This window comes from Rouxiella aceris, assembly GCF_012933545.1.
Lineage (GTDB): Bacteria > Pseudomonadota > Gammaproteobacteria > Enterobacterales > Enterobacteriaceae > Rouxiella > Rouxiella aceris.
Genome location: NZ_JAADJU010000018.1, coordinates 17,776 through 34,494 on the forward strand (window position 1 = coordinate 17,776; position 16,719 = coordinate 34,494).

General features: G+C 49.4%; 29 protein-coding genes. 28 read left to right on the forward strand and 1 reads right to left on the reverse strand.

The features are described 5' to 3' along the window. Positions 1-140 precede the first annotated feature (140 nt). The 10 genes from GW590_RS23540 (at position 141) to bfr (ending at position 7,521) form a co-directional block, all read left to right on the forward strand. On the forward strand, positions 141-863 hold the full coding sequence (locus GW590_RS23540; RefSeq protein ID WP_169405519.1) for a helix-turn-helix transcriptional regulator: 723 nt from the start codon (positions 141-143) through the stop codon (positions 861-863). Positions 864-865: 2 nt separating this feature from the next. Beyond that, positions 866-1,252, forward strand: a complete 387-nt coding sequence (gene tusD / locus GW590_RS23545; protein WP_268952828.1) for a sulfurtransferase complex subunit TusD — start codon at positions 866-868, stop codon at positions 1,250-1,252. A 37-nt stretch (positions 1,253-1,289) separates the two neighbouring features. Continuing rightward, positions 1,290-1,667, forward strand: a complete 378-nt coding sequence (tusC, locus tag GW590_RS23550) for a sulfurtransferase complex subunit TusC (RefSeq protein WP_169405521.1) — start codon at positions 1,290-1,292, stop codon at positions 1,665-1,667. Between the two features lie 13 nt (positions 1,668-1,680). After that, the gene (gene tusB / locus GW590_RS23555) at positions 1,681-1,968 is read left to right on the forward strand and encodes a sulfurtransferase complex subunit TusB (RefSeq protein WP_169405522.1); all 288 of its coding nucleotides are present in this window, start codon (positions 1,681-1,683) and stop codon (positions 1,966-1,968) included. Between the two features lie 143 nt (positions 1,969-2,111). Next, complete coding sequence (gene rpsL / locus GW590_RS23560) at positions 2,112-2,486, forward strand: 30S ribosomal protein S12 (RefSeq protein WP_169405523.1); 375 nt, start codon at positions 2,112-2,114, stop codon at positions 2,484-2,486. Between the two features lie 96 nt (positions 2,487-2,582). After that, positions 2,583-3,053, forward strand: coding sequence for a 30S ribosomal protein S7 (gene rpsG / locus GW590_RS23565; protein ID WP_169405524.1), 471 nt, complete (start codon positions 2,583-2,585; stop codon positions 3,051-3,053). 220 nt (positions 3,054-3,273) lie between these two features. Continuing rightward, entirely contained in the window at positions 3,274-5,382 is a 2,109-nt protein-coding gene (fusA, locus tag GW590_RS23570) for an elongation factor G (protein WP_169405525.1), read from the forward strand. Positions 5,383-5,453: 71 nt separating this feature from the next. Then, positions 5,454-6,638 (forward strand): elongation factor Tu, encoded by a 1,185-nt coding sequence (gene tuf / locus GW590_RS23575; RefSeq protein WP_169405526.1) that lies wholly within the window; start codon positions 5,454-5,456, stop codon positions 6,636-6,638. A 131-nt stretch (positions 6,639-6,769) separates the two neighbouring features. Further along, entirely contained in the window at positions 6,770-6,964 is a 195-nt protein-coding gene (gene bfd, locus GW590_RS23580) for a bacterioferritin-associated ferredoxin (protein ID WP_169405527.1), read from the forward strand. Between the two features lie 77 nt (positions 6,965-7,041). Then, entirely contained in the window at positions 7,042-7,521 is a 480-nt protein-coding gene (gene bfr, locus GW590_RS23585) for a bacterioferritin (protein WP_169405528.1), read from the forward strand. Positions 7,522-7,560: 39 nt separating this feature from the next. Here the strand turns inward: bfr and GW590_RS23590 are convergent, their stop codons facing one another. After that, the gene (locus GW590_RS23590; RefSeq protein WP_211186895.1) at positions 7,561-8,235 is read right to left on the reverse strand and encodes a prepilin peptidase; all 675 of its coding nucleotides are present in this window, start codon (positions 8,233-8,235) and stop codon (positions 7,561-7,563) included. 435 nt (positions 8,236-8,670) lie between these two features. Between GW590_RS23590 and rpsJ the strand changes: the two genes are divergently transcribed. From rpsJ to rplR, 18 genes are all read left to right on the forward strand, one after another. Beyond that, on the forward strand, positions 8,671-8,982 hold the full coding sequence (gene rpsJ / locus GW590_RS23595; RefSeq protein ID WP_009639175.1) for a 30S ribosomal protein S10: 312 nt from the start codon (positions 8,671-8,673) through the stop codon (positions 8,980-8,982). A gap of 32 nt (positions 8,983-9,014) precedes the next feature. After that, positions 9,015-9,644 (forward strand): 50S ribosomal protein L3, encoded by a 630-nt coding sequence (gene rplC / locus GW590_RS23600; protein ID WP_169405530.1) that lies wholly within the window; start codon positions 9,015-9,017, stop codon positions 9,642-9,644. A gap of 16 nt (positions 9,645-9,660) precedes the next feature. Then, positions 9,661-10,266: a 50S ribosomal protein L4 gene (rplD, locus tag GW590_RS23605; RefSeq protein WP_169405531.1), complete on the forward strand. Its 606-nt coding sequence runs from the start codon at positions 9,661-9,663 to the stop codon at positions 10,264-10,266. Continuing rightward, on the forward strand, positions 10,263-10,565 hold the full coding sequence (gene rplW / locus GW590_RS23610; RefSeq protein WP_009639178.1) for a 50S ribosomal protein L23: 303 nt from the start codon (positions 10,263-10,265) through the stop codon (positions 10,563-10,565). The genes rplD and rplW overlap by 4 nt, the downstream gene beginning before the upstream one ends. Positions 10,566-10,583: 18 nt before the next feature. Continuing rightward, positions 10,584-11,408: a 50S ribosomal protein L2 gene (rplB, locus tag GW590_RS23615; protein ID WP_169405532.1), complete on the forward strand. Its 825-nt coding sequence runs from the start codon at positions 10,584-10,586 to the stop codon at positions 11,406-11,408. A gap of 14 nt (positions 11,409-11,422) precedes the next feature. Further along, complete coding sequence (rpsS, locus tag GW590_RS23620; protein WP_004929772.1) at positions 11,423-11,701, forward strand: 30S ribosomal protein S19; 279 nt, start codon at positions 11,423-11,425, stop codon at positions 11,699-11,701. Between the two features lie 14 nt (positions 11,702-11,715). Continuing rightward, positions 11,716-12,048: a 50S ribosomal protein L22 gene (rplV, locus tag GW590_RS23625; RefSeq protein WP_009639181.1), complete on the forward strand. Its 333-nt coding sequence runs from the start codon at positions 11,716-11,718 to the stop codon at positions 12,046-12,048. Positions 12,049-12,065: 17 nt separating this feature from the next. Then, positions 12,066-12,764: a 30S ribosomal protein S3 gene (gene rpsC / locus GW590_RS23630; protein WP_017493966.1), complete on the forward strand. Its 699-nt coding sequence runs from the start codon at positions 12,066-12,068 to the stop codon at positions 12,762-12,764. Between the two features lie 12 nt (positions 12,765-12,776). Continuing rightward, the gene (gene rplP / locus GW590_RS23635) at positions 12,777-13,187 is read left to right on the forward strand and encodes a 50S ribosomal protein L16 (RefSeq protein ID WP_169405533.1); all 411 of its coding nucleotides are present in this window, start codon (positions 12,777-12,779) and stop codon (positions 13,185-13,187) included. After that, a complete protein-coding gene (gene rpmC / locus GW590_RS23640; RefSeq protein WP_013573692.1) occupies positions 13,187-13,378 on the forward strand; it encodes a 50S ribosomal protein L29 in 192 nt (63 codons plus the stop codon). The genes rplP and rpmC overlap by 1 nt, the downstream gene beginning before the upstream one ends. Further along, positions 13,378-13,632, forward strand: a complete 255-nt coding sequence (gene rpsQ / locus GW590_RS23645) for a 30S ribosomal protein S17 (protein ID WP_169405534.1) — start codon at positions 13,378-13,380, stop codon at positions 13,630-13,632. Before rpmC ends, rpsQ begins: the two co-directional genes overlap by 1 nt. Before the next feature lie 169 nt (positions 13,633-13,801). After that, entirely contained in the window at positions 13,802-14,173 is a 372-nt protein-coding gene (gene rplN, locus GW590_RS23650) for a 50S ribosomal protein L14 (RefSeq protein WP_002438705.1), read from the forward strand. Between the two features lie 10 nt (positions 14,174-14,183). Then, positions 14,184-14,498 carry a 50S ribosomal protein L24 gene (gene rplX, locus GW590_RS23655; RefSeq protein WP_169405535.1) on the forward strand — a complete coding sequence of 105 codons (315 nt, stop codon included), beginning with the start codon at positions 14,184-14,186 and terminating at the stop codon, positions 14,496-14,498. Between the two features lie 14 nt (positions 14,499-14,512). Then, the gene (gene rplE / locus GW590_RS23660) at positions 14,513-15,052 is read left to right on the forward strand and encodes a 50S ribosomal protein L5 (protein ID WP_169405536.1); all 540 of its coding nucleotides are present in this window, start codon (positions 14,513-14,515) and stop codon (positions 15,050-15,052) included. 13 nt (positions 15,053-15,065) lie between these two features. After that, positions 15,066-15,371, forward strand: a complete 306-nt coding sequence (gene rpsN, locus GW590_RS23665; RefSeq protein WP_169405537.1) for a 30S ribosomal protein S14 — start codon at positions 15,066-15,068, stop codon at positions 15,369-15,371. 33 nt (positions 15,372-15,404) lie between these two features. Beyond that, on the forward strand, positions 15,405-15,797 hold the full coding sequence (gene rpsH, locus GW590_RS23670; protein WP_169405538.1) for a 30S ribosomal protein S8: 393 nt from the start codon (positions 15,405-15,407) through the stop codon (positions 15,795-15,797). Between the two features lie 13 nt (positions 15,798-15,810). Next, a complete protein-coding gene (gene rplF, locus GW590_RS23675; RefSeq protein WP_169405539.1) occupies positions 15,811-16,344 on the forward strand; it encodes a 50S ribosomal protein L6 in 534 nt (177 codons plus the stop codon). Positions 16,345-16,353: 9 nt separating this feature from the next. After that, positions 16,354-16,707 (forward strand): 50S ribosomal protein L18, encoded by a 354-nt coding sequence (gene rplR, locus GW590_RS23680; protein ID WP_169405540.1) that lies wholly within the window; start codon positions 16,354-16,356, stop codon positions 16,705-16,707. The last annotated feature ends 12 nt before the right edge of the window (positions 16,708-16,719 follow it).

The window sequence follows — 16,719 nt, forward strand, 5'->3', positions numbered from 1 at the left end:
TCAAGCTTAACGTCACTATCTTGAGTAATCGTAAAGACCTTTCCACTGTAGCTTTGATACAGTAATGGCCTGCTGAGATTGAATGGTGAGCCTTGCTCCAGATAATGAGTAAGGTTCCGATGTAGAGGGTGGTAGCTCCAATGTCTAATTCGCTTTTCAATGGCGAAACCGGTGAACTGGATTTGCTGGACCAACGTCCTTTTAGTGTAACCGACCATGAAATCCTGACCTCCTACGAGGCCGTGGTGGATGGTCTGGCCATGCTGATTGGTCAACACTGTGAAATAGTTCTGCATTCTCTGGAAGATCTGAAATGCTCGGCTATTCGTATCGCCAATGGGGAACACACCGGACGTAAAATAGGCTCGCCGATTACCGATTTGGCGCTGCGTATGCTGCATGATATGACCGGCGCGGACAGTAACGTCTCAAAAGCGTACTTCACCCGTGCGAAAAGTGGTGTGCTGATGAAGTCGGTGACCATCGCCATCCGCAATGGCGAACAGCGCGTTATCGGACTGTTGTGCATCAACATGAATCTGGATGTGCCTTTCTCACAGATTATGCAAACTTTTATCCCGCCAGAAACGCAGGACGTTGCACCATCGGTAAACTTTGCTTCGTCGGTTGACGATCTGGTTGCGCAGACACTCGAATTTACCATCGAGGAAGTGAACGCCGATCGCAATGTGACCAACAATGCCAAGAATCGCCAGGTTGTGCTCAATCTCTATGAGAAAGGCATTTTTGATATTAAAGATGCCATTAATCAGGTTGCCGACCGCCTGAATATTTCCAAACACACGGTCTATTTGTATATTCGCCAGTTCAAAAGTGGCGAACCCGTGGGGAATGAGCGTTGATATTGCGATATAGCATTATGGTCACCGGGCCGGCTTATGGCACCCAGCAAGCCAGTGCCGCCTATCAGTTTGCTTTGGCGCTGGTGGCCAGAGGACACCAACTTGACAGCATTTTTTTCTATCGTGAAGGTGTGCTCAATGGCAATCAGCTCTGTTTGCCCGCTTCCGACGAATTTGATTTGGTGCGTAGTTGGCAGCGGTTGGCGGCTGACCATCAGATTGCCTTGAATGTCTGCGTAGCGGCGGCACTGCGACGCGGGGTGATTGATGCCGATGAAGCCGCTAACCGTGAAGATGTGCGCGCCAATTTGCAACCCGGATTTACCTTGACCGGATTAGGCAGCCTGGCCGAAGCTTCGCTGGTTTGCGATCGTCTGGTGCAATTTTAATTTCTGGTGCAATGATAACGAGGGATCGGACCAAAACATGACGGCAGAAAACCAGAAAAAGAAGGTCGCCTTTATTTTTTCTCAGGGGCCTCACGGCAGTTCAGCGGGTAGGGAAGGGCTGGATGCTTTGCTCGCTACCTCGGCATTAAGCGAAGATATTGGCGTGTTTTTTGTTGCCGATGGCGTTTTACAGCTACTTCCGGGTCAACAGCCAGAAAAAATTTTGGCACGCAATTACATCGCCACTTACGGTGTTTTACCCCTTTACGATGTCGATCAGTGCTTTGTTTGTGAAGCATCGCTCAAAGAGCGGGGACTGTCCAATATCAACAATTGGGTCCTTGATGTTGAAAAGCTTTCCCCCGAAATCCTGCGCCAGCATCTGATTTCCTATGATGTGATAATGACCTTTTGAGCAGGGACAGATAATGCTTTTTACACTGGCACATTCGCCTCAACAATGTGATTTACCTGCACTTGTTCGCATGATTTGCGAGCGGGATGCTTTGCTGTTAATGCAGGACGGCGTTATTGCCGGTCTTGAAGACAGCCTGGCGTTGCCCCATATCACTCAACTGCAATGCCCGGTATATGTCCTGACCGAGGATCTGCAGGCCAGGGGTTTGGTTGGTCAAATTTCGGACAAATTGACGCCGATCGACTATACTGGATTCGTTGAATTGACCGAACAGCATATGCAGCATATTGCGTGGTGATTTGCGTAAATGCTGTATATTTCTTGACACCCTCGTGGGTCAGCAATAAAATTCTGCGTCCCCATATTGGCCTTTGCTAATTGTGGGGCGATTTATTACGTGTTTACAAAGCAGTTTATGAAACAAAATCCAGGAGCTTTTTAATGGCAACAATTAATCAGCTGGTACGCAAACCACGCTCTACGAAGGTTGTTAAAAGCAACGTTCCAGCGCTGGAAGCCTGCCCGCAGAAACGTGGCGTTTGTACCCGTGTGTACACCACCACTCCAAAAAAACCGAACTCCGCATTACGTAAAGTTTGCCGTGTTCGTCTGACTAACGGTTTTGAAGTTACCTCCTACATCGGCGGTGAAGGTCATAACCTCCAGGAACACTCCGTGATCCTGATCCGTGGCGGTCGTGTAAAAGACTTGCCAGGTGTGCGTTACCACACCGTCCGCGGCGCACTGGACTGTTCAGGCGTTAAAGACCGTAAGCAAGCTCGTTCTAAATACGGCGTTAAAAAGCCGAAGTCTTAATGGTTCTCCGTTAAGTAAGGCCAAACATTTTCACATTACTGTCAAAATAAACTCATAGAGTTTTGGACAATCCTGAATTAACAACGGAGTATTCCCATGCCACGTCGTCGCGTCATTGGTCAACGTAAAATCCTGCCAGATCCTAAGTTCGGATCCGAGCTGCTGGCCAAGTTTGTAAATATCCTGATGGTAGATGGTAAAAAATCTACTGCAGAAGCAATCGTCTACACTGCTCTTGAGACCCTGGCTCAGCGCAGTGGCAAAGACAGCCTGGAAGCTTTCGAAGTCGCTCTGGACAACGTCCGTCCGACCGTGGAAGTTAAGTCCCGCCGCGTAGGTGGTTCTACTTACCAGGTTCCTGTTGAAGTACGTCCGGTTCGTCGTAATGCTCTGGCAATGCGCTGGATCGTTGAAGCTGCTCGTAAACGCGGTGATAAATCCATGGCTCTGCGCCTGGCGAACGAACTTTCTGATGCTGCAGACAACAAAGGTACTGCTGTTAAGAAACGTGAAGACGTTCACCGTATGGCTGAAGCCAACAAGGCGTTCGCCCACTACCGCTGGTAATCACCAGTTGTAGTAATACCCAAAAGATTTCAGGTTGCGGGTAGGCGGCAACTGAATGAATCCCGGGCGCTTATTCAGGTAAGTGATCTGGGATAAGCGAAGGCAGCCAACGCAACTGCGATTTGAAATATGCTGGGTATATGCTAACCAAGCGGGCGCTGGTAACAGCTCACCCGCTTGGATTAACTAAATCTGAACGCCCTAGGAATAGAGGAATCAAATGGCTCGTAAAACACCCATTGAGCGCTACCGCAACATTGGTATCAGTGCTCACATCGACGCCGGTAAAACAACGACTACCGAACGTATTCTGTTCTACACCGGTGTAAACCACAAAATTGGTGAAGTTCATGATGGCGCAGCTACCATGGACTGGATGGAACAGGAACAGGAACGTGGTATTACCATCACGTCCGCTGCTACCACCTGTTTCTGGTCTGGTATGGCCAAACAGTTTGAACCACACCACGTAAACATCATCGACACCCCAGGACACGTTGACTTCACCATCGAAGTAGAACGTTCCATGCGTGTTCTTGATGGCGCGGTAATGGTTTACTGTGCTGTTGGCGGTGTTCAGCCACAGTCTGAAACCGTATGGCGTCAAGCCAACAAATATAAAGTTCCACGTATCGCGTTCGTTAACAAAATGGACCGTATGGGTGCTAACTTCCTGAAAGTTGTAGGCCAGATCAAATCTCGCCTGGCAGCTAACCCGGTTCCATTGCAATTGGCAATCGGCGCGGAAGAAAAATTCACCGGTGTTGTTGACCTGGTGAAAATGAAAGCAATCAACTGGAGCGATGCAGACCAGGGCGTGACCTTCGAATACGAAGAGATCCCGGCTGATATGCAAGAGCTGGCCACCGAATGGCGCCAGAACCTGGTTGAATCTGCTGCTGAAGCTTCAGAAGAGCTGATGGACAAATACCTGGGCGGCGAAGAGCTGACCGAGGAAGAAATCAAGACAGCTCTGCGTCAACGCGTTCTGCGGAACGAAGTTATTCTGGTTACCTGTGGTTCTGCGTTTAAAAACAAAGGCGTACAGGCAATGCTGGATGCGGTTATCGAGTATCTGCCAGCACCAACTGACGTTGAATCTATCAACGGCATCCTGGACGACGGTAAAGACACTCCAGCAGTTCGCCATTCTGACGACAAAGAGCCGTTCTCTGCTCTGGCGTTCAAAATTGCAACTGACCCATTCGTGGGTAACCTGACGTTCTTCCGCGTGTACTCCGGTGTTGTTAACTCCGGCGACACCGTAATGAACTCAGTAAAAGCGCAGCGTGAGCGTCTGGGTCGTATCGTTCAGATGCACGCCAACAAGCGTGAAGAGATCAAAGAAGTCCGTGCGGGCGATATCGCTGCAGCAATCGGTCTGAAAGACGTGACAACTGGTGACACTCTGTGTGATCCGAACAATGTGATCATCCTTGAGCGTATGGAATTCCCAGAGCCAGTTATCTCTGTTGCAGTAGAACCGAAAACCAAAGCTGACCAGGAAAAAATGGGTCTGGCTCTGGGCCGTCTGGCTAAAGAAGACCCATCATTCCGCGTATGGACTGATGAAGAATCAGGTCAGACTATCATCGCAGGTATGGGTGAGCTTCACCTTGATATCCTGGTTGACCGTATGCGTCGTGAATTCAACGTTGAAGCTAACGTTGGTAAACCGCAGGTTGCCTACCGTGAAACTATCCGCGATACCGTTACGGACGTGGAAGGTAAACACGCCAAGCAGTCTGGTGGTCGCGGTCAGTATGGTCACGTGGTTATCGATATGATGCCACTGGCACCTGGCGGTGTAGGCTACGAATTTGTCAACGATATCGTTGGTGGTTCAATTCCTAAAGAATTTATCCCAGCGGTTGATAAAGGTCTGCAGGCGCAGCTTAAATCTGGCCCTCTGGCTGGTTACCCGGTTGTTGACGTTAAAGTGCGTTTGCACTTCGGTTCTTACCATGACGTCGACTCCTCTGAATTGGCGTTTAAATTGGCCGCTTCTATCGCGTTTAAAGAAGCGTTCAGAAAAGCTAAACCAGTTCTGCTGGAGCCAGTCATGAAGGTTGAGATCGAAACCCCTGAAGATTACATGGGTGACGTGATCGGTGACCTTAACCGTCGTCGCGGTATGATCGAAGGTATGGAAGATACTGCAACTGGTAAGACTATTCGTGCCCAGGTTCCACTGTCTGAAATGTTCGGTTATGCTACAGACCTGCGTTCTCAGACCCAGGGTCGTGCTTCTTACTCCATGGAGTTCCTGAAGTACGCCGAAGCGCCGAACAACGTTGCTACAGCTATTATCGAAGCCCGTGGTAAATAAGCTTTCGGGTTTAACACATTGATCCAGTGCTCTCTCCTTGAGGGGAGAGCATAAGAGTAAGGAATATATCCGTGTCTAAAGAAAAATTTGAACGTTCCAAACCGCACGTCAACGTTGGTACTATCGGCCACGTCGACCACGGTAAAACTACCCTGACTGCTGCTATCACCACCGTACTGGCTAAAACCTACGGCGGTAACGCTCGTGCATTCGATCAGATCGATAATGCACCAGAAGAAAAAGCACGTGGTATCACCATCAACACTTCACACGTTGAATACGATACCCCAGCACGTCACTATGCGCACGTTGACTGCCCAGGACACGCCGACTATGTGAAAAACATGATCACCGGTGCTGCCCAGATGGATGGCGCGATCCTGGTTGTTGCTGCAACTGACGGCCCTATGCCTCAGACCCGTGAGCACATCCTGCTGGGTCGCCAGGTTGGCGTTCCTTACATCATCGTATTCATGAACAAATGCGACATGGTTGATGATGAAGAGCTGCTGGAACTGGTAGAAATGGAAGTGCGTGAACTTCTGTCTGCTTACGATTTCCCTGGCGACGATCTGCCAGTGGTTCGCGGTTCAGCGCTGAAAGCACTGGAAGGCGAAGCAGAGTGGGAAGCTAAAATCATCGAACTGGCTGGTTACCTGGATAGCTACATCCCAGAACCAGAACGTGCGATCGACAAGCCATTCCTGCTGCCAATCGAAGACGTATTCTCCATCTCTGGTCGTGGTACCGTTGTGACCGGTCGTGTAGAACGCGGTGTTGTTAAAGTTGGCGAAGAAGTAGAAATCGTAGGTATCAAAGACACCGTTAAGTCTACTTGTACCGGCGTTGAAATGTTCCGTAAACTGCTGGACGAAGGTCGTGCAGGCGAGAACGTTGGTGTTCTGCTGCGTGGTATCAAACGTGAAGACATCGAACGTGGTCAGGTACTGGCTAAACCAGGTTCAATCAAACCACACACCAAATTTGACTCAGAAGTTTATATCCTGAGCAAAGATGAAGGCGGCCGTCATACTCCGTTCTTCAAAGGCTACCGTCCACAGTTCTACTTCCGTACAACTGACGTGACCGGTACTATCGAACTGCCAGAAGGCGTTGAGATGGTAATGCCTGGTGACAACGTGAACATGATTGTTACCCTGATCCACCCAATCGCGATGGATGACGGCTTGCGTTTCGCAATCCGTGAAGGCGGCCGTACTGTTGGTGCTGGCGTTGTTGCTAAAGTTATCGCTTAATCGCTGATAATTGCTGCAAATAAAAAGGGTGCTTCGGCGCCCTTTTTTTATGTAAATTTTTCAAAGCGGAATTGAAATAAAAACGATTCCCATTTACAGTTATGGGAACTGATTAAATATTGAGTTCTTCTATGTACGTGTGTTTGTGTAATGCCATTTCTGACAAAGTGATCCGCAAGGTCATTCAACAGCATCAGCCACAGACGATGAAACAGCTCCGTAACCTGGTACCCATCGGTACTGACTGTGGTAAATGTATCAGACAAGCTCGAGAGATCCTGATCGAGGAGCAAGAAAATGCACCGATGATGATTGAGGTCGCCTAACAAAAAGTAGGGCTATTTTTTTGACTCTGCGCTGACCGGTTCTACACTTCATAGAACGAGAGCGGAGAGGTATACCTATGAAAGGCGATAAAAAAGTCATTGCGCACCTGAATAAGCTGCTGGGTAACGAGCTGGTAGCGATTAATCAGTATTTTCTTCACGCCAGAATGTTCAAAAACTGGGGTTTAATGCGCCTTAATGGCATTGAATACCACGAATCCATTGATGAAATGAAACATGCCGATGTCTACATCGAGCGTATCCTGTTCCTGGAAGGTATTCCCAATCTGCAAGATCTCGGCAAACTGAATATTGGCGAAGACGTTGAGGAAATGCTTAAGTCCGATCTGGTTCTGGAACTGGAAGGAGCAAGGGATCTGCGCGAAGCGATCGCCTATGCCGATTCGGTCCATGATTATGTCAGCCGCGATATGATGATCACGATCCTCGCCGACGAGGAACACCATATCGACTGGCTGGAAACTGAAATTGATCTGGTTGCTCGCATCGGTCTGCAAAATTATATTCAGTCGCAGTTAAAAGAGCAGGCACAATAAGCACCCGTAGCTATTTATTAATGTGTCGAGTCACGGCGATCAGCCAGGCAAAGTAAAATGCTGGCTGATATAGACCAGTGCTCCCCCGGTGGCCAGACAGGGACCAAAAGGGAGTTCACCGCGTTTCTTATAAAAACCCAGCCGTAAGCAGTAGACCACTCCACCGGTAAATGAAGCAATTATCGCCACCTGCGGTAACTGTTGCCAACCGACCCAGGCTCCCAATGCCGCCATCAGTTTAAAATCACCATAGCCTAATCCCTCCTTTGCGGTTATCGCCTTGCACAACCAGTAAATTATCCAGCAACAACCGTAGCCCGCCGCTGCACCATAGACGGCATCTGCCAGTTGGTTGGGCAGCAACAGGGCATGACTCAGTAAGCCCAGCCATAACAGGGGTAGGGTTAAGCTGTCGGGTAACAGATAGCAATGCAGATCAATCAGACTCAGGACAAGTAAAAAACTCAGTAACAGCAGAGTCGCGATCAGGATGCACAGCGGAGCCGACAGAAAAGAGAGTAATAGAAACAGGCTGGCACCTGGCAGGGCAAGCAACAGCCGTGTCCGGCGGGAAACCCCGTCATGGCGTGCAGTGCACAAGTGGCAAACTACCGACCAAATAACCGGCCCGTAAAAGAGGCCGGCAGTCCATAGCATGAAATGAAACGCGGGGTTACCGCGCAAGGGAGTCTGCAGGCAGAGTTCAGGCAGCATGGAATATCCTTATTCGCATCATCGTGATTGGACATGATGCGAAAGAGGCTACTCATCGAGGTGGGGAAAACAACGGATAATTATCCCGCTTGATAGCGGCGAAGAGAAATCGGGCGAAATATCGCACAAGGGGATGCAATGAAAAGGCTGGCAGTCGCTAATCTTGGCCAGAGATCGCAAGGGGCAGGCAGTACGAAATAAAACCACTTTATTGTCAGGAATAGGTTGCTTCCTGGCCCTGTTTACGTATAATGCGCGGGCTTACCTAATATTGGTAAGCCTAATTCTAACGAATTAGTTGTCAGGCAAAGTAACCGCCTGGCAAACAATACTCCCGATATGGGGGTTATGTGAAGAACGATTACACTCTCCCATCAATCGAAATGGGTACGAGGAGTAATCATTTACGTTTAAAATAATTGGAGCTCTGGTCTCATGCAGAACCAAAGAATCCGTATCCGCCTGAAAGCGTTTGATCATCGTTTGATTGATCAATCAACTGCGGAAATCGTTGAGACTGCGAAGCGCACTGGTGCGCAAGTTCGTGGTCCAATCCCGCTGCCGACCCGCAAAGAGCGCTTTACCATTCTGATTTCTCCGCACGTCAATAAAGATGCGCGCGATCAGTATGAAATTCGCACTCACAAGCGTCTGGTTGACATCGTTGAGCCAACCGAGAAAACCGTTGATGCTCTGATGCGTCTGGATCTGGCTGCTGGTGTAGACGTGCAGATCAGCCTGGGTTAATCAGGTCATTGAGCGATTGAGAGGTTGAAACAATGATTGGTTTAGTCGGTAAGAAAGTGGGTATGACTCGCATCTTCACAGAAGAAGGCGTTTCTATCCCAGTAACCGTTATCGAAATTGAAACAAACCGCGTTACTCAGATCAAAGATCTGGAAAACGACGGTTACCGTGCTGTCCAAGTTACTACTGGTAGCAAAAAAGCTAACCGTGTAACCAAACCAGAAGCGGGTCACTTCGCTAAAGCTGGCGTAGAAGCTGGCCGTGGTTTGTGGGAATTCCGCCTTGCAGAAGGTGAAGAATTTACTGCAGGTCAAGACATTAGCGTTGAAATTTTCGCAGACGTTAAAAAAGTAGACGTTACTGGTACATCTAAAGGTAAAGGTTTTGCTGGTACTGTAAAGCGCTGGAACTTCCGTACTCAAGATGCTACGCATGGTAACTCCTTGTCTCACCGCGCTCCGGGTTCTATCGGTCAGAACCAGACTCCGGGCAAAGTGTTCAAAGGCAAGAAAATGGCAGGCCAACTGGGTAACGAACGTGTAACCGTTCAAAGCCTGGACGTAGTACGTGTTGACGCTGAGCGCAACCTACTGCTGGTCAAGGGTGCTGTTCCGGGTGCTACCGGTGGCAACCTGATCGTTAAACCTGCTGTTAAGGCTTAACGTCGAGGAGATAGGAATGGAATTAGTAGTGAAAGACGCGCAAGGCGCGCTGACTGTTTCCGAAACTACCTTCGGGCGTGATTTCAATGAAGCGCTGGTACACCAGGTTGTTGTTGCTTACGCAGCAGGTGCCCGTCAAGGTACTCGCGCTCAGAAGACCCGTGCTGAAGTAACTGGTTCCGGTAAGAAACCATGGCGTCAGAAAGGTACCGGCCGTGCGCGTTCAGGTTCTGTTAAGAGCCCGATCTGGCGTTCCGGTGGTGTAACCTTCGCTGCAAAGCCACAGGACCACAGTCAAAAAGTAAACAAAAAGATGTACCGCGGCGCGCTGAAAAGCATTCTGTCCGAACTGGTACGTCAAGATCGCTTGATCGTTGTCGAGACGTTCTCTGTAGAAGCGCCTAAAACTAAGCTGCTGGCACAGAAACTGAAAGACATGGCTCTGGAAGACGTGCTCATTATCACTGGCGAAGTCGACGAGAATCTGTTCCTGGCCGCACGCAACCTGTACAAGGTTGACGTTCGCGATGTAGCAGGTATCGATCCAGTAAGCCTGATCGCCTTCGACAAAGTAGTTATGACTGCTGATGCTGTGAAGCAAGTTGAGGAGATGCTGGCATGATTCGTGAAGAACGTCTGCTGAAAGTGCTGCGCGCGCCGCACGTTTCTGAAAAAGCGTCCGCTGCGATGGAAAAGAACAACACCATCGTTCTCAAAGTTGCCCTCGACGCAACCAAAGCCGAAATCAAGGCTGCGGTTAAGAAACTGTTTGAAGTCGAAGTCGAAGACGTAAACACTTTGCTGGTTAAAGGCAAGTCTAAACGTCACGGACAGCGTGTTGGTCGTCGTAGCGACTGGAAAAAAGCTTACGTCACCCTGAAAGAAGGCCAGAATCTGGACTTCATCAGCGGCGCAGAGTAAGTCGGAGGAGTAAGAACAATGGCAATTGTTAAATGTAAACCTACATCTCCGGGTCGTCGCCACGTTGTTAAAGTGGTTAACCCTGAGCTGCATAAGGGTAAACCTTTTGCCCCGCTGCTTGAAAAATTGAGCAAAAGCGGTGGCCGTAACAACAATGGCCGTATCACTACCCGTCATATCGGTGGTGGCCACAAGCAACATTATCGTCTGGTTGACTTCAAACGCAACAAAGACGGTGTGGTAGCAGTGGTTGAGCGTCTGGAGTACGATCCGAACCGTTCCGCGAATATCGCGCTGGTTCTGTACAAAGACGGCGAACGCCGTTATATCCTGGCGCCGAAAGGCCTGAAAGTGGGTGACCAGATCCAATCTGGCGTTGATGCCGCAATCAAAGTAGGTAACACCCTGCCGATGCGCAACATCCCAGTAGGTTCAACGGTTCATAACGTAGAAATGAAACCAGGTAAAGGCGGCCAGATGGCTCGCTCTGCTGGTGCCTACGTTCAGATCGTTGCTCGTGATGGTTCCTACGTAACTCTGCGTCTGCGCTCTGGCGAAATGCGTAAAGTTCAGATTGATTGCCGCGCCACCGTTGGTGAAGTCGGTAACTCTGAACATATGCTTCGCGTCCTGGGTAAAGCAGGTGCTGCACGTTGGCGTGGTATTCGTCCTACCGTTCGCGGTACTGCGATGAACCCAGTCGATCACCCACACGGTGGTGGTGAAGGTCGTAACTTTGGTAAACACCCAGTAACACCATGGGGCGTTCAGACCAAAGGTAAGAAGACCCGTAGCAACAAGCGTACTGACAAGTTCATCGTACGTCGCCGTAGTAAAAAATAATTAGAGGATAAGCCATGCCACGTTCTCTCAAGAAAGGTCCTTTTATAGACCTGCACTTGCTGAAGAAGGTAGAGAAAGCGGTGGAAAGCGGAGACAAGAAGCCTTTGCGCACTTGGTCCCGTCGTTCAACGATCTTTCCAAACATGATCGGTTTGACCATCGCTGTCCATAATGGTCGTCAGCACGTTCCGGTGTTCGTTTCCGATGAAATGGTCGGTCACAAACTGGGTGAATTCGCGCCGACTCGTACTTATCGCGGCCATGCGGCTGATAAAAAAGCTAAAAAGCGCTAAGGTAGGAGGAAGAGATGGAAACTATCGCTAAACATCGCCACGCTCGTTCTTCTGCACAGAAGGTTCGCCTTGTTGCAGACCTGATCCGCGGTAAGAAAGTGTCGCAAGCTCTGGAAACTCTGGCCTATACCAACAAGAAAGCTGCTGGTTTGGTTAAGAAGGTACTGGAGTCTGCCATTGCTAACGCAGAACACAACGATGGCGCTGACATCGATGATCTGAAAGTCTCGAAGATTTTCGTAGACGAAGGCCCAAGCATGAAGCGCATTATGCCGCGTGCTAAAGGTCGTGCAGATCGCATTCTGAAGCGCACCAGCCACATTACTGTGGTTGTGTCCGATCGCTGAGACTCTGGAGACTAGCAATGGGTCAGAAAGTACATCCTAATGGTATTCGACTGGGTATTGTCAAACCTTGGAACTCTACTTGGTACGCGAATACCAAAGAATTCGCTGACAACCTGGACAGCGACTTTAAAGTTCGTCAATTCCTGACTAAGGAATTGTCGAAAGCTTCCGTTTCTCGCATCGTTATCGAGCGTCCAGCGAAGAGCATCCGTGTGACTATTCACACCGCTCGTCCTGGCATCGTTATCGGCAAGAAAGGTGAAGATGTCGAAAAACTGCGTAAGGTCGTAGCGGATATCGCTGGCGTTCCTGCACAGATTAATATCGCCGAGATCCGTAAACCGGAACTTGACGCAAAATTGGTTGCTGACAGCATCACTTCACAGCTGGAACGTCGCGTTATGTTCCGTCGTGCTATGAAGCGTGCAGTACAGAACGCAATGCGTCTTGGCGCTAAAGGTATCAAAGTTGAAGTAAGCGGCCGTCTTGGCGGTGCTGAAATCGCGCGTACCGAATGGTACCGTGAAGGTCGTGTTCCGTTGCATACACTGCGTGCGGATATCGATTACAACACATCTGAAGCGCACACCACTTACGGTGTAATCGGCGTTAAGGTATGGATCTTCAAAGGTGAGATCCTGGGTGGTATGGCTGCAGTTGAACAACCGGAACCGGCTGCTCAACCTAAAAAGCAGCAGCGTAAAGGCCGCAAGTAAGGAGAGTCGCTGATGTTACAACCAAAGCGTACAAAATTCCGTAAGATGCACAAGGGCCGCAACCGTGGTCTTGCGCAAGGTACGGATGTGAGCTTCGGCACTTACGGTCTGAAAGCTGTTGGCCGTGGTCGTCTGACTGCTCGTCAAATTGAAGCAGCACGTCGTGCGATGACCCGTGCAGTTAAGCGTCAAGGTAAGATCTGGATCCGAGTATTCCCGGACAAACCGATCACCGAGAAGCCACTGGAAGTTCGTATGGGTAAAGGTAAGGGTAATGTTGAGTATTGGGTTGCCCTGATCCAGCCTGGTAAAGTCCTGTACGAAATGGACGGTGTGCCTGAAGAGCTGGCGCGTGAAGCATTCCAGCTGGCAGCAGCGAAACTGCCTATCAAAACCACCTTTGTAACTAAGACGGTGATGTAATGAAAGCACAAGAGCTGCGCGAAAAAAGCGTGGAAGAGCTGAACACTGAGCTTCTGAACCTGTTGCGTGAGCAGTTCAATCTGCGCATGCAAACGGCCAGCGGCCAGCTGCAGCAAACACACCTGTTGAAACAAGTGCGTCGTGATGTTGCACGTGTTAAGACTTTACTGACTGAGAAGGCGGGTGCGTAATGAGTGACAAGATCCGTACTCTGCAAGGTCGTGTTATCAGTGACAAGATGGAGAAATCCATTGTTGTTGCGATCGAACGTGTTGTGAAGCACCCAATTTACGGTAAATTCATCAAACGTACGACTAAGCTGCACGTACATGACGAGAACAACGAATGCGGTATCGGCGATGTCGTTGAAATTAGCGAATGCCGTCCGCTGTCCAAGACTAAGTCCTGGACACTGGTTCGCGTTGTAGAGAAAGCGATTCTGTAATAGAATCAGCCTCTCGAAAATGGATAAACGGCTCATGTTTTGAGCCGTTTATTTTTTCTACCCATAATCAGGAAGCAGTGTTATAATGCTGCGCCCTCATTTGTGGGGATTTCTTAATGACCTATTCTCGGGTCTGATAAGTTGTAGTTGACATTAGCGGAGCACTAACATGATCCAAGAACAGACTATGCTGACCGTGGCCGACAACTCCGGTGCACGTCGCGTAATGTGTATCAAGGTTCTGGGTGGCTCGCACCGTCGCTACGCAGGCGTTGGCGACATCATCAAAATTACCATCAAGGAAGCAATTCCACGTGGTAAGGTGAAGAAAGGCGACGTGCTGAAGGCGGTAGTGGTGCGCACCAGGAAGGGTGTTCGTCGCCCGGACGGTTCTGTCATTCGCTTCGATGGTAATGCATGCGTTATTTTAAATAATAACAGCGAGCAGCCAATCGGCACGCGTATTTTTGGGCCGGTAACTCGTGAACTGCGTAATGAGAAGTTCATGAAAATTATCTCTCTGGCACCAGAAGTACTCTAAGGAGCGAACCATGGCAGCGAAAATCCGTCGTGATGACGAAGTTATCCTGCTTACCGGTAAAGATAAAGGTAAGCGCGGTAAAGTAAAAAATGTCCTGTCTTCTGGTAAGGTCATTGTTGAAGGTATCAACCTGGTTAAAAAACATCAGAAGCCTGTTCCGGCCCTGAACCAACCAGGCGGCATCGTTGAAAAAGAAGCTGCTGTTCAAGTTTCTAACGTTGCTATCTTCAACGCGGCAACCGGTAAGGCTGACCGTGTAGGCTTTAGATTCGAAGACGGCAAAAAAGTCCGTTTCTTCAAATCTAATAGCGAAACTATCAAGTAATTTGGAGTAGTACGATGGCGAAACTGCATGATTACTACAAAGACGATGTCGTAACAAAACTCATGTCTGAGTTTGGTTACAATTCTGTCATGCAAGTCCCTCGGGTCGAGAAGATCACCCTGAACATGGGTGTAGGTGAAGCGATCGCTGACAAGAAACTGCTGGATAATGCAGCAGCGGATCTGGCAGCTATCTCCGGTCAAAAACCGTTCATCACCAAAGCACGCAAATCAGTTGCAGGCTTCAAAATCCGTCAGGGCTATCCGATCGGCTGTAAAGTAACCCTGCGTGGCGAACGCATGTGGGAATTCTTTGAGCGTCTGATCTCTATTGCTGTTCCACGTATCCGTGACTTCCGTGGCTTGTCCGCTAAGTCATTCGATGGCCGTGGTAACTACAGCATGGGCGTGCGTGAACAGATCATCTTCCCGGAAATCGACTATGACAAAGTCGATCGCGTTCGTGGTTTGGATATTACCATCACCACTACTGCGAAATCCGATGATGAAGGCCGCGCTCTGCTGGCTGCCTTTAACTTCCCGTTCCGTAAGTAAGGTAGGGTTACTAATGGCTAAGCAATCCATGAAAGCACGCGAAGTCAAACGCGTGAAATTAGCTAGTAAGTTCTTCGCTAAACGCGTTGAGCTGAAAGCGACTATCTCTGACGTGAACGCTTCCGACGAAGATCGTTGGGATGCCGTTCTGAAGCTGCAGACTCTGCCGCGTGATTCCAGCCCGTCTCGTCAGCGTAACCGCTGCCGTCAAACTGGTCGTCCGCACGCTTTCTTGCGGAAGTTCGGGTTGAGCCGTATTAAAGTCCGTGAAGCCGCTATGCGCGGTGAAATTCCGGGCCTTAAAAAGGCTAGCTGGTAATTGTCACCAATTGAATCACGGGAGTAATGACAGATGAGCATGCAAGATCCGATCGCGGATATGCTGACCCGTATCCGTAACGGTCAGGCCGCGAACAAAGTTGCGGTCACCATGCCTTCCTCGAAGCTGAAAGTGGCAATTGCCAACGTGCTGAAAGAAGAAGGCTACATTGAAGAATTTAAAATCGAAGGCGACACCAAACCTGAACTGGAATTAGTACTGAAGTACTTCCAGGGTAAGGCAGTGGTAGAAAGCATTCAACGTATCAGCCGTCCTGGTCTGCGCATCTATAAGAAAAAAGATGAGCTGCCAAAAGTTATGGCCGGTTTGGGGATCGCTGTTATTTCTACCTCTAAAGGTGTTATGACCGATCGTGCAGCTCGCCAGGCTGGTCTTGGTGGCGAGATTATCTGCTACGTAGCTTAATCGGGAGGAAAGAATGTCTCGTGTTGCAAAAGCACCCGTCGTCATTCCTGCCGGCGTAGAGGTAAAACTCAACGGTCAGGTAATTTCGATTAAAGGTAAAAACGGCGAGCTGTCACGTACTATCCATGACGCCGTTGAAATTAAACAGGTAGAAAACACATTGACTTTCGCTCCACGCGAAGGCTTTGCAAACGGATGGGCCCAAGCGGGTACCACTCGTGCACTGTTGAATTCAATGGTAGTAGGTGTTACCGACGGCTTCATTAAAAAGCTTCAACTGGTTGGTGTTGGTTATCGTGCTGCCGTTAAAGGCAACGTGGTGAATTTAGCCTTAGGCTTCTCTCACCCGGTCGATCACCAGCTGCCGGAAGGCATTACTGCAGAGTGTCCTACTCAAACTGAAATCGTACTGAAAGGTGCTGATAAGCAGATGATTGGACAAGTTGCTGCAGATTTACGTGCCTACCGTCGTCCTGAGCCTTACAAAGGCAAGGGTGTCCGTTACGCCGACGAAGTCGTGCGTACCAAAGAGGCTAAGAAGAAGTAAGGTAACACTATGGATAAGAAATCTGCTCGTATCCGTCGTGCGACCCGCGCACGCCGCAAGCTCAAAGAACTGGGTGCGACACGTCTGGTGGTACATCGTACCCCGCGTCATATTTACGCACAGGTGATTGCACCTAATGGTTCTGAAGTATTAGTCGCTGCTTCTACAGTAGAAAAAGTGATTACTGAGCAATTGAAGTATACCGGTAACAAAGATGCTGCTACAGCTGTAGGTAAAGCTATTGCTGAACGCGCGTTGGAAAAAGGGATCACGAAAGTATCCTTTGACCGTTCCGGTTTCCAATATCATGGTCGAGTCCAGGCACTGGCAGATGCTGCCCGTGAAGCTGGCCTTCAGTTCTAAGGTAGAGGTGTA

Bases quoted from the DNA above. Each gene is read 5' to 3' on its own strand.
- GW590_RS23540 (WP_169405519.1), top strand. From the start codon at position 141: ATGTCTAATTCGCTTTTCAATGGCGAAACCGGTGAACTGGATTTGCTG.
- tusC (WP_169405521.1), top strand. From the start codon at position 1,290: ATGACGGCAGAAAACCAGAAAAAGAAGGTCGCCTTTATTTTTTCTCAG.
- tusB (WP_169405522.1), top strand. From the start codon at position 1,681: ATGCTTTTTACACTGGCACATTCGCCTCAACAATGTGATTTACCTGCA.
- rpsL (WP_169405523.1), top strand. From the start codon at position 2,112: ATGGCAACAATTAATCAGCTGGTACGCAAACCACGCTCTACGAAGGTT.
- rpsG (WP_169405524.1), top strand. From the start codon at position 2,583: ATGCCACGTCGTCGCGTCATTGGTCAACGTAAAATCCTGCCAGATCCT.
- fusA (WP_169405525.1), top strand. From the start codon at position 3,274: ATGGCTCGTAAAACACCCATTGAGCGCTACCGCAACATTGGTATCAGT.
- bfd (WP_169405527.1), top strand. From the start codon at position 6,770: ATGTACGTGTGTTTGTGTAATGCCATTTCTGACAAAGTGATCCGCAAG.
- bfr (WP_169405528.1), top strand. From the start codon at position 7,042: ATGAAAGGCGATAAAAAAGTCATTGCGCACCTGAATAAGCTGCTGGGT.
- GW590_RS23590 (WP_211186895.1), bottom strand. From the start codon at position 8,235: ATGCTGCCTGAACTCTGCCTGCAGACTCCCTTGCGCGGTAACCCCGCG.
- rpsJ (WP_009639175.1), top strand. From the start codon at position 8,671: ATGCAGAACCAAAGAATCCGTATCCGCCTGAAAGCGTTTGATCATCGT.
- rplC (WP_169405530.1), top strand. From the start codon at position 9,015: ATGATTGGTTTAGTCGGTAAGAAAGTGGGTATGACTCGCATCTTCACA.
- rplD (WP_169405531.1), top strand. From the start codon at position 9,661: ATGGAATTAGTAGTGAAAGACGCGCAAGGCGCGCTGACTGTTTCCGAA.
- rplW (WP_009639178.1), top strand. From the start codon at position 10,263: ATGATTCGTGAAGAACGTCTGCTGAAAGTGCTGCGCGCGCCGCACGTT.
- rplB (WP_169405532.1), top strand. From the start codon at position 10,584: ATGGCAATTGTTAAATGTAAACCTACATCTCCGGGTCGTCGCCACGTT.
- rpsS (WP_004929772.1), top strand. From the start codon at position 11,423: ATGCCACGTTCTCTCAAGAAAGGTCCTTTTATAGACCTGCACTTGCTG.
- rplV (WP_009639181.1), top strand. From the start codon at position 11,716: ATGGAAACTATCGCTAAACATCGCCACGCTCGTTCTTCTGCACAGAAG.
- rpsC (WP_017493966.1), top strand. From the start codon at position 12,066: ATGGGTCAGAAAGTACATCCTAATGGTATTCGACTGGGTATTGTCAAA.
- rplP (WP_169405533.1), top strand. From the start codon at position 12,777: ATGTTACAACCAAAGCGTACAAAATTCCGTAAGATGCACAAGGGCCGC.
- rpmC (WP_013573692.1), top strand. From the start codon at position 13,187: ATGAAAGCACAAGAGCTGCGCGAAAAAAGCGTGGAAGAGCTGAACACT.
- rpsQ (WP_169405534.1), top strand. From the start codon at position 13,378: ATGAGTGACAAGATCCGTACTCTGCAAGGTCGTGTTATCAGTGACAAG.
- rplN (WP_002438705.1), top strand. From the start codon at position 13,802: ATGATCCAAGAACAGACTATGCTGACCGTGGCCGACAACTCCGGTGCA.
- rplX (WP_169405535.1), top strand. From the start codon at position 14,184: ATGGCAGCGAAAATCCGTCGTGATGACGAAGTTATCCTGCTTACCGGT.
- rplE (WP_169405536.1), top strand. From the start codon at position 14,513: ATGGCGAAACTGCATGATTACTACAAAGACGATGTCGTAACAAAACTC.
- rpsN (WP_169405537.1), top strand. From the start codon at position 15,066: ATGGCTAAGCAATCCATGAAAGCACGCGAAGTCAAACGCGTGAAATTA.
- rpsH (WP_169405538.1), top strand. From the start codon at position 15,405: ATGAGCATGCAAGATCCGATCGCGGATATGCTGACCCGTATCCGTAAC.
- rplF (WP_169405539.1), top strand. From the start codon at position 15,811: ATGTCTCGTGTTGCAAAAGCACCCGTCGTCATTCCTGCCGGCGTAGAG.
- rplR (WP_169405540.1), top strand. From the start codon at position 16,354: ATGGATAAGAAATCTGCTCGTATCCGTCGTGCGACCCGCGCACGCCGC.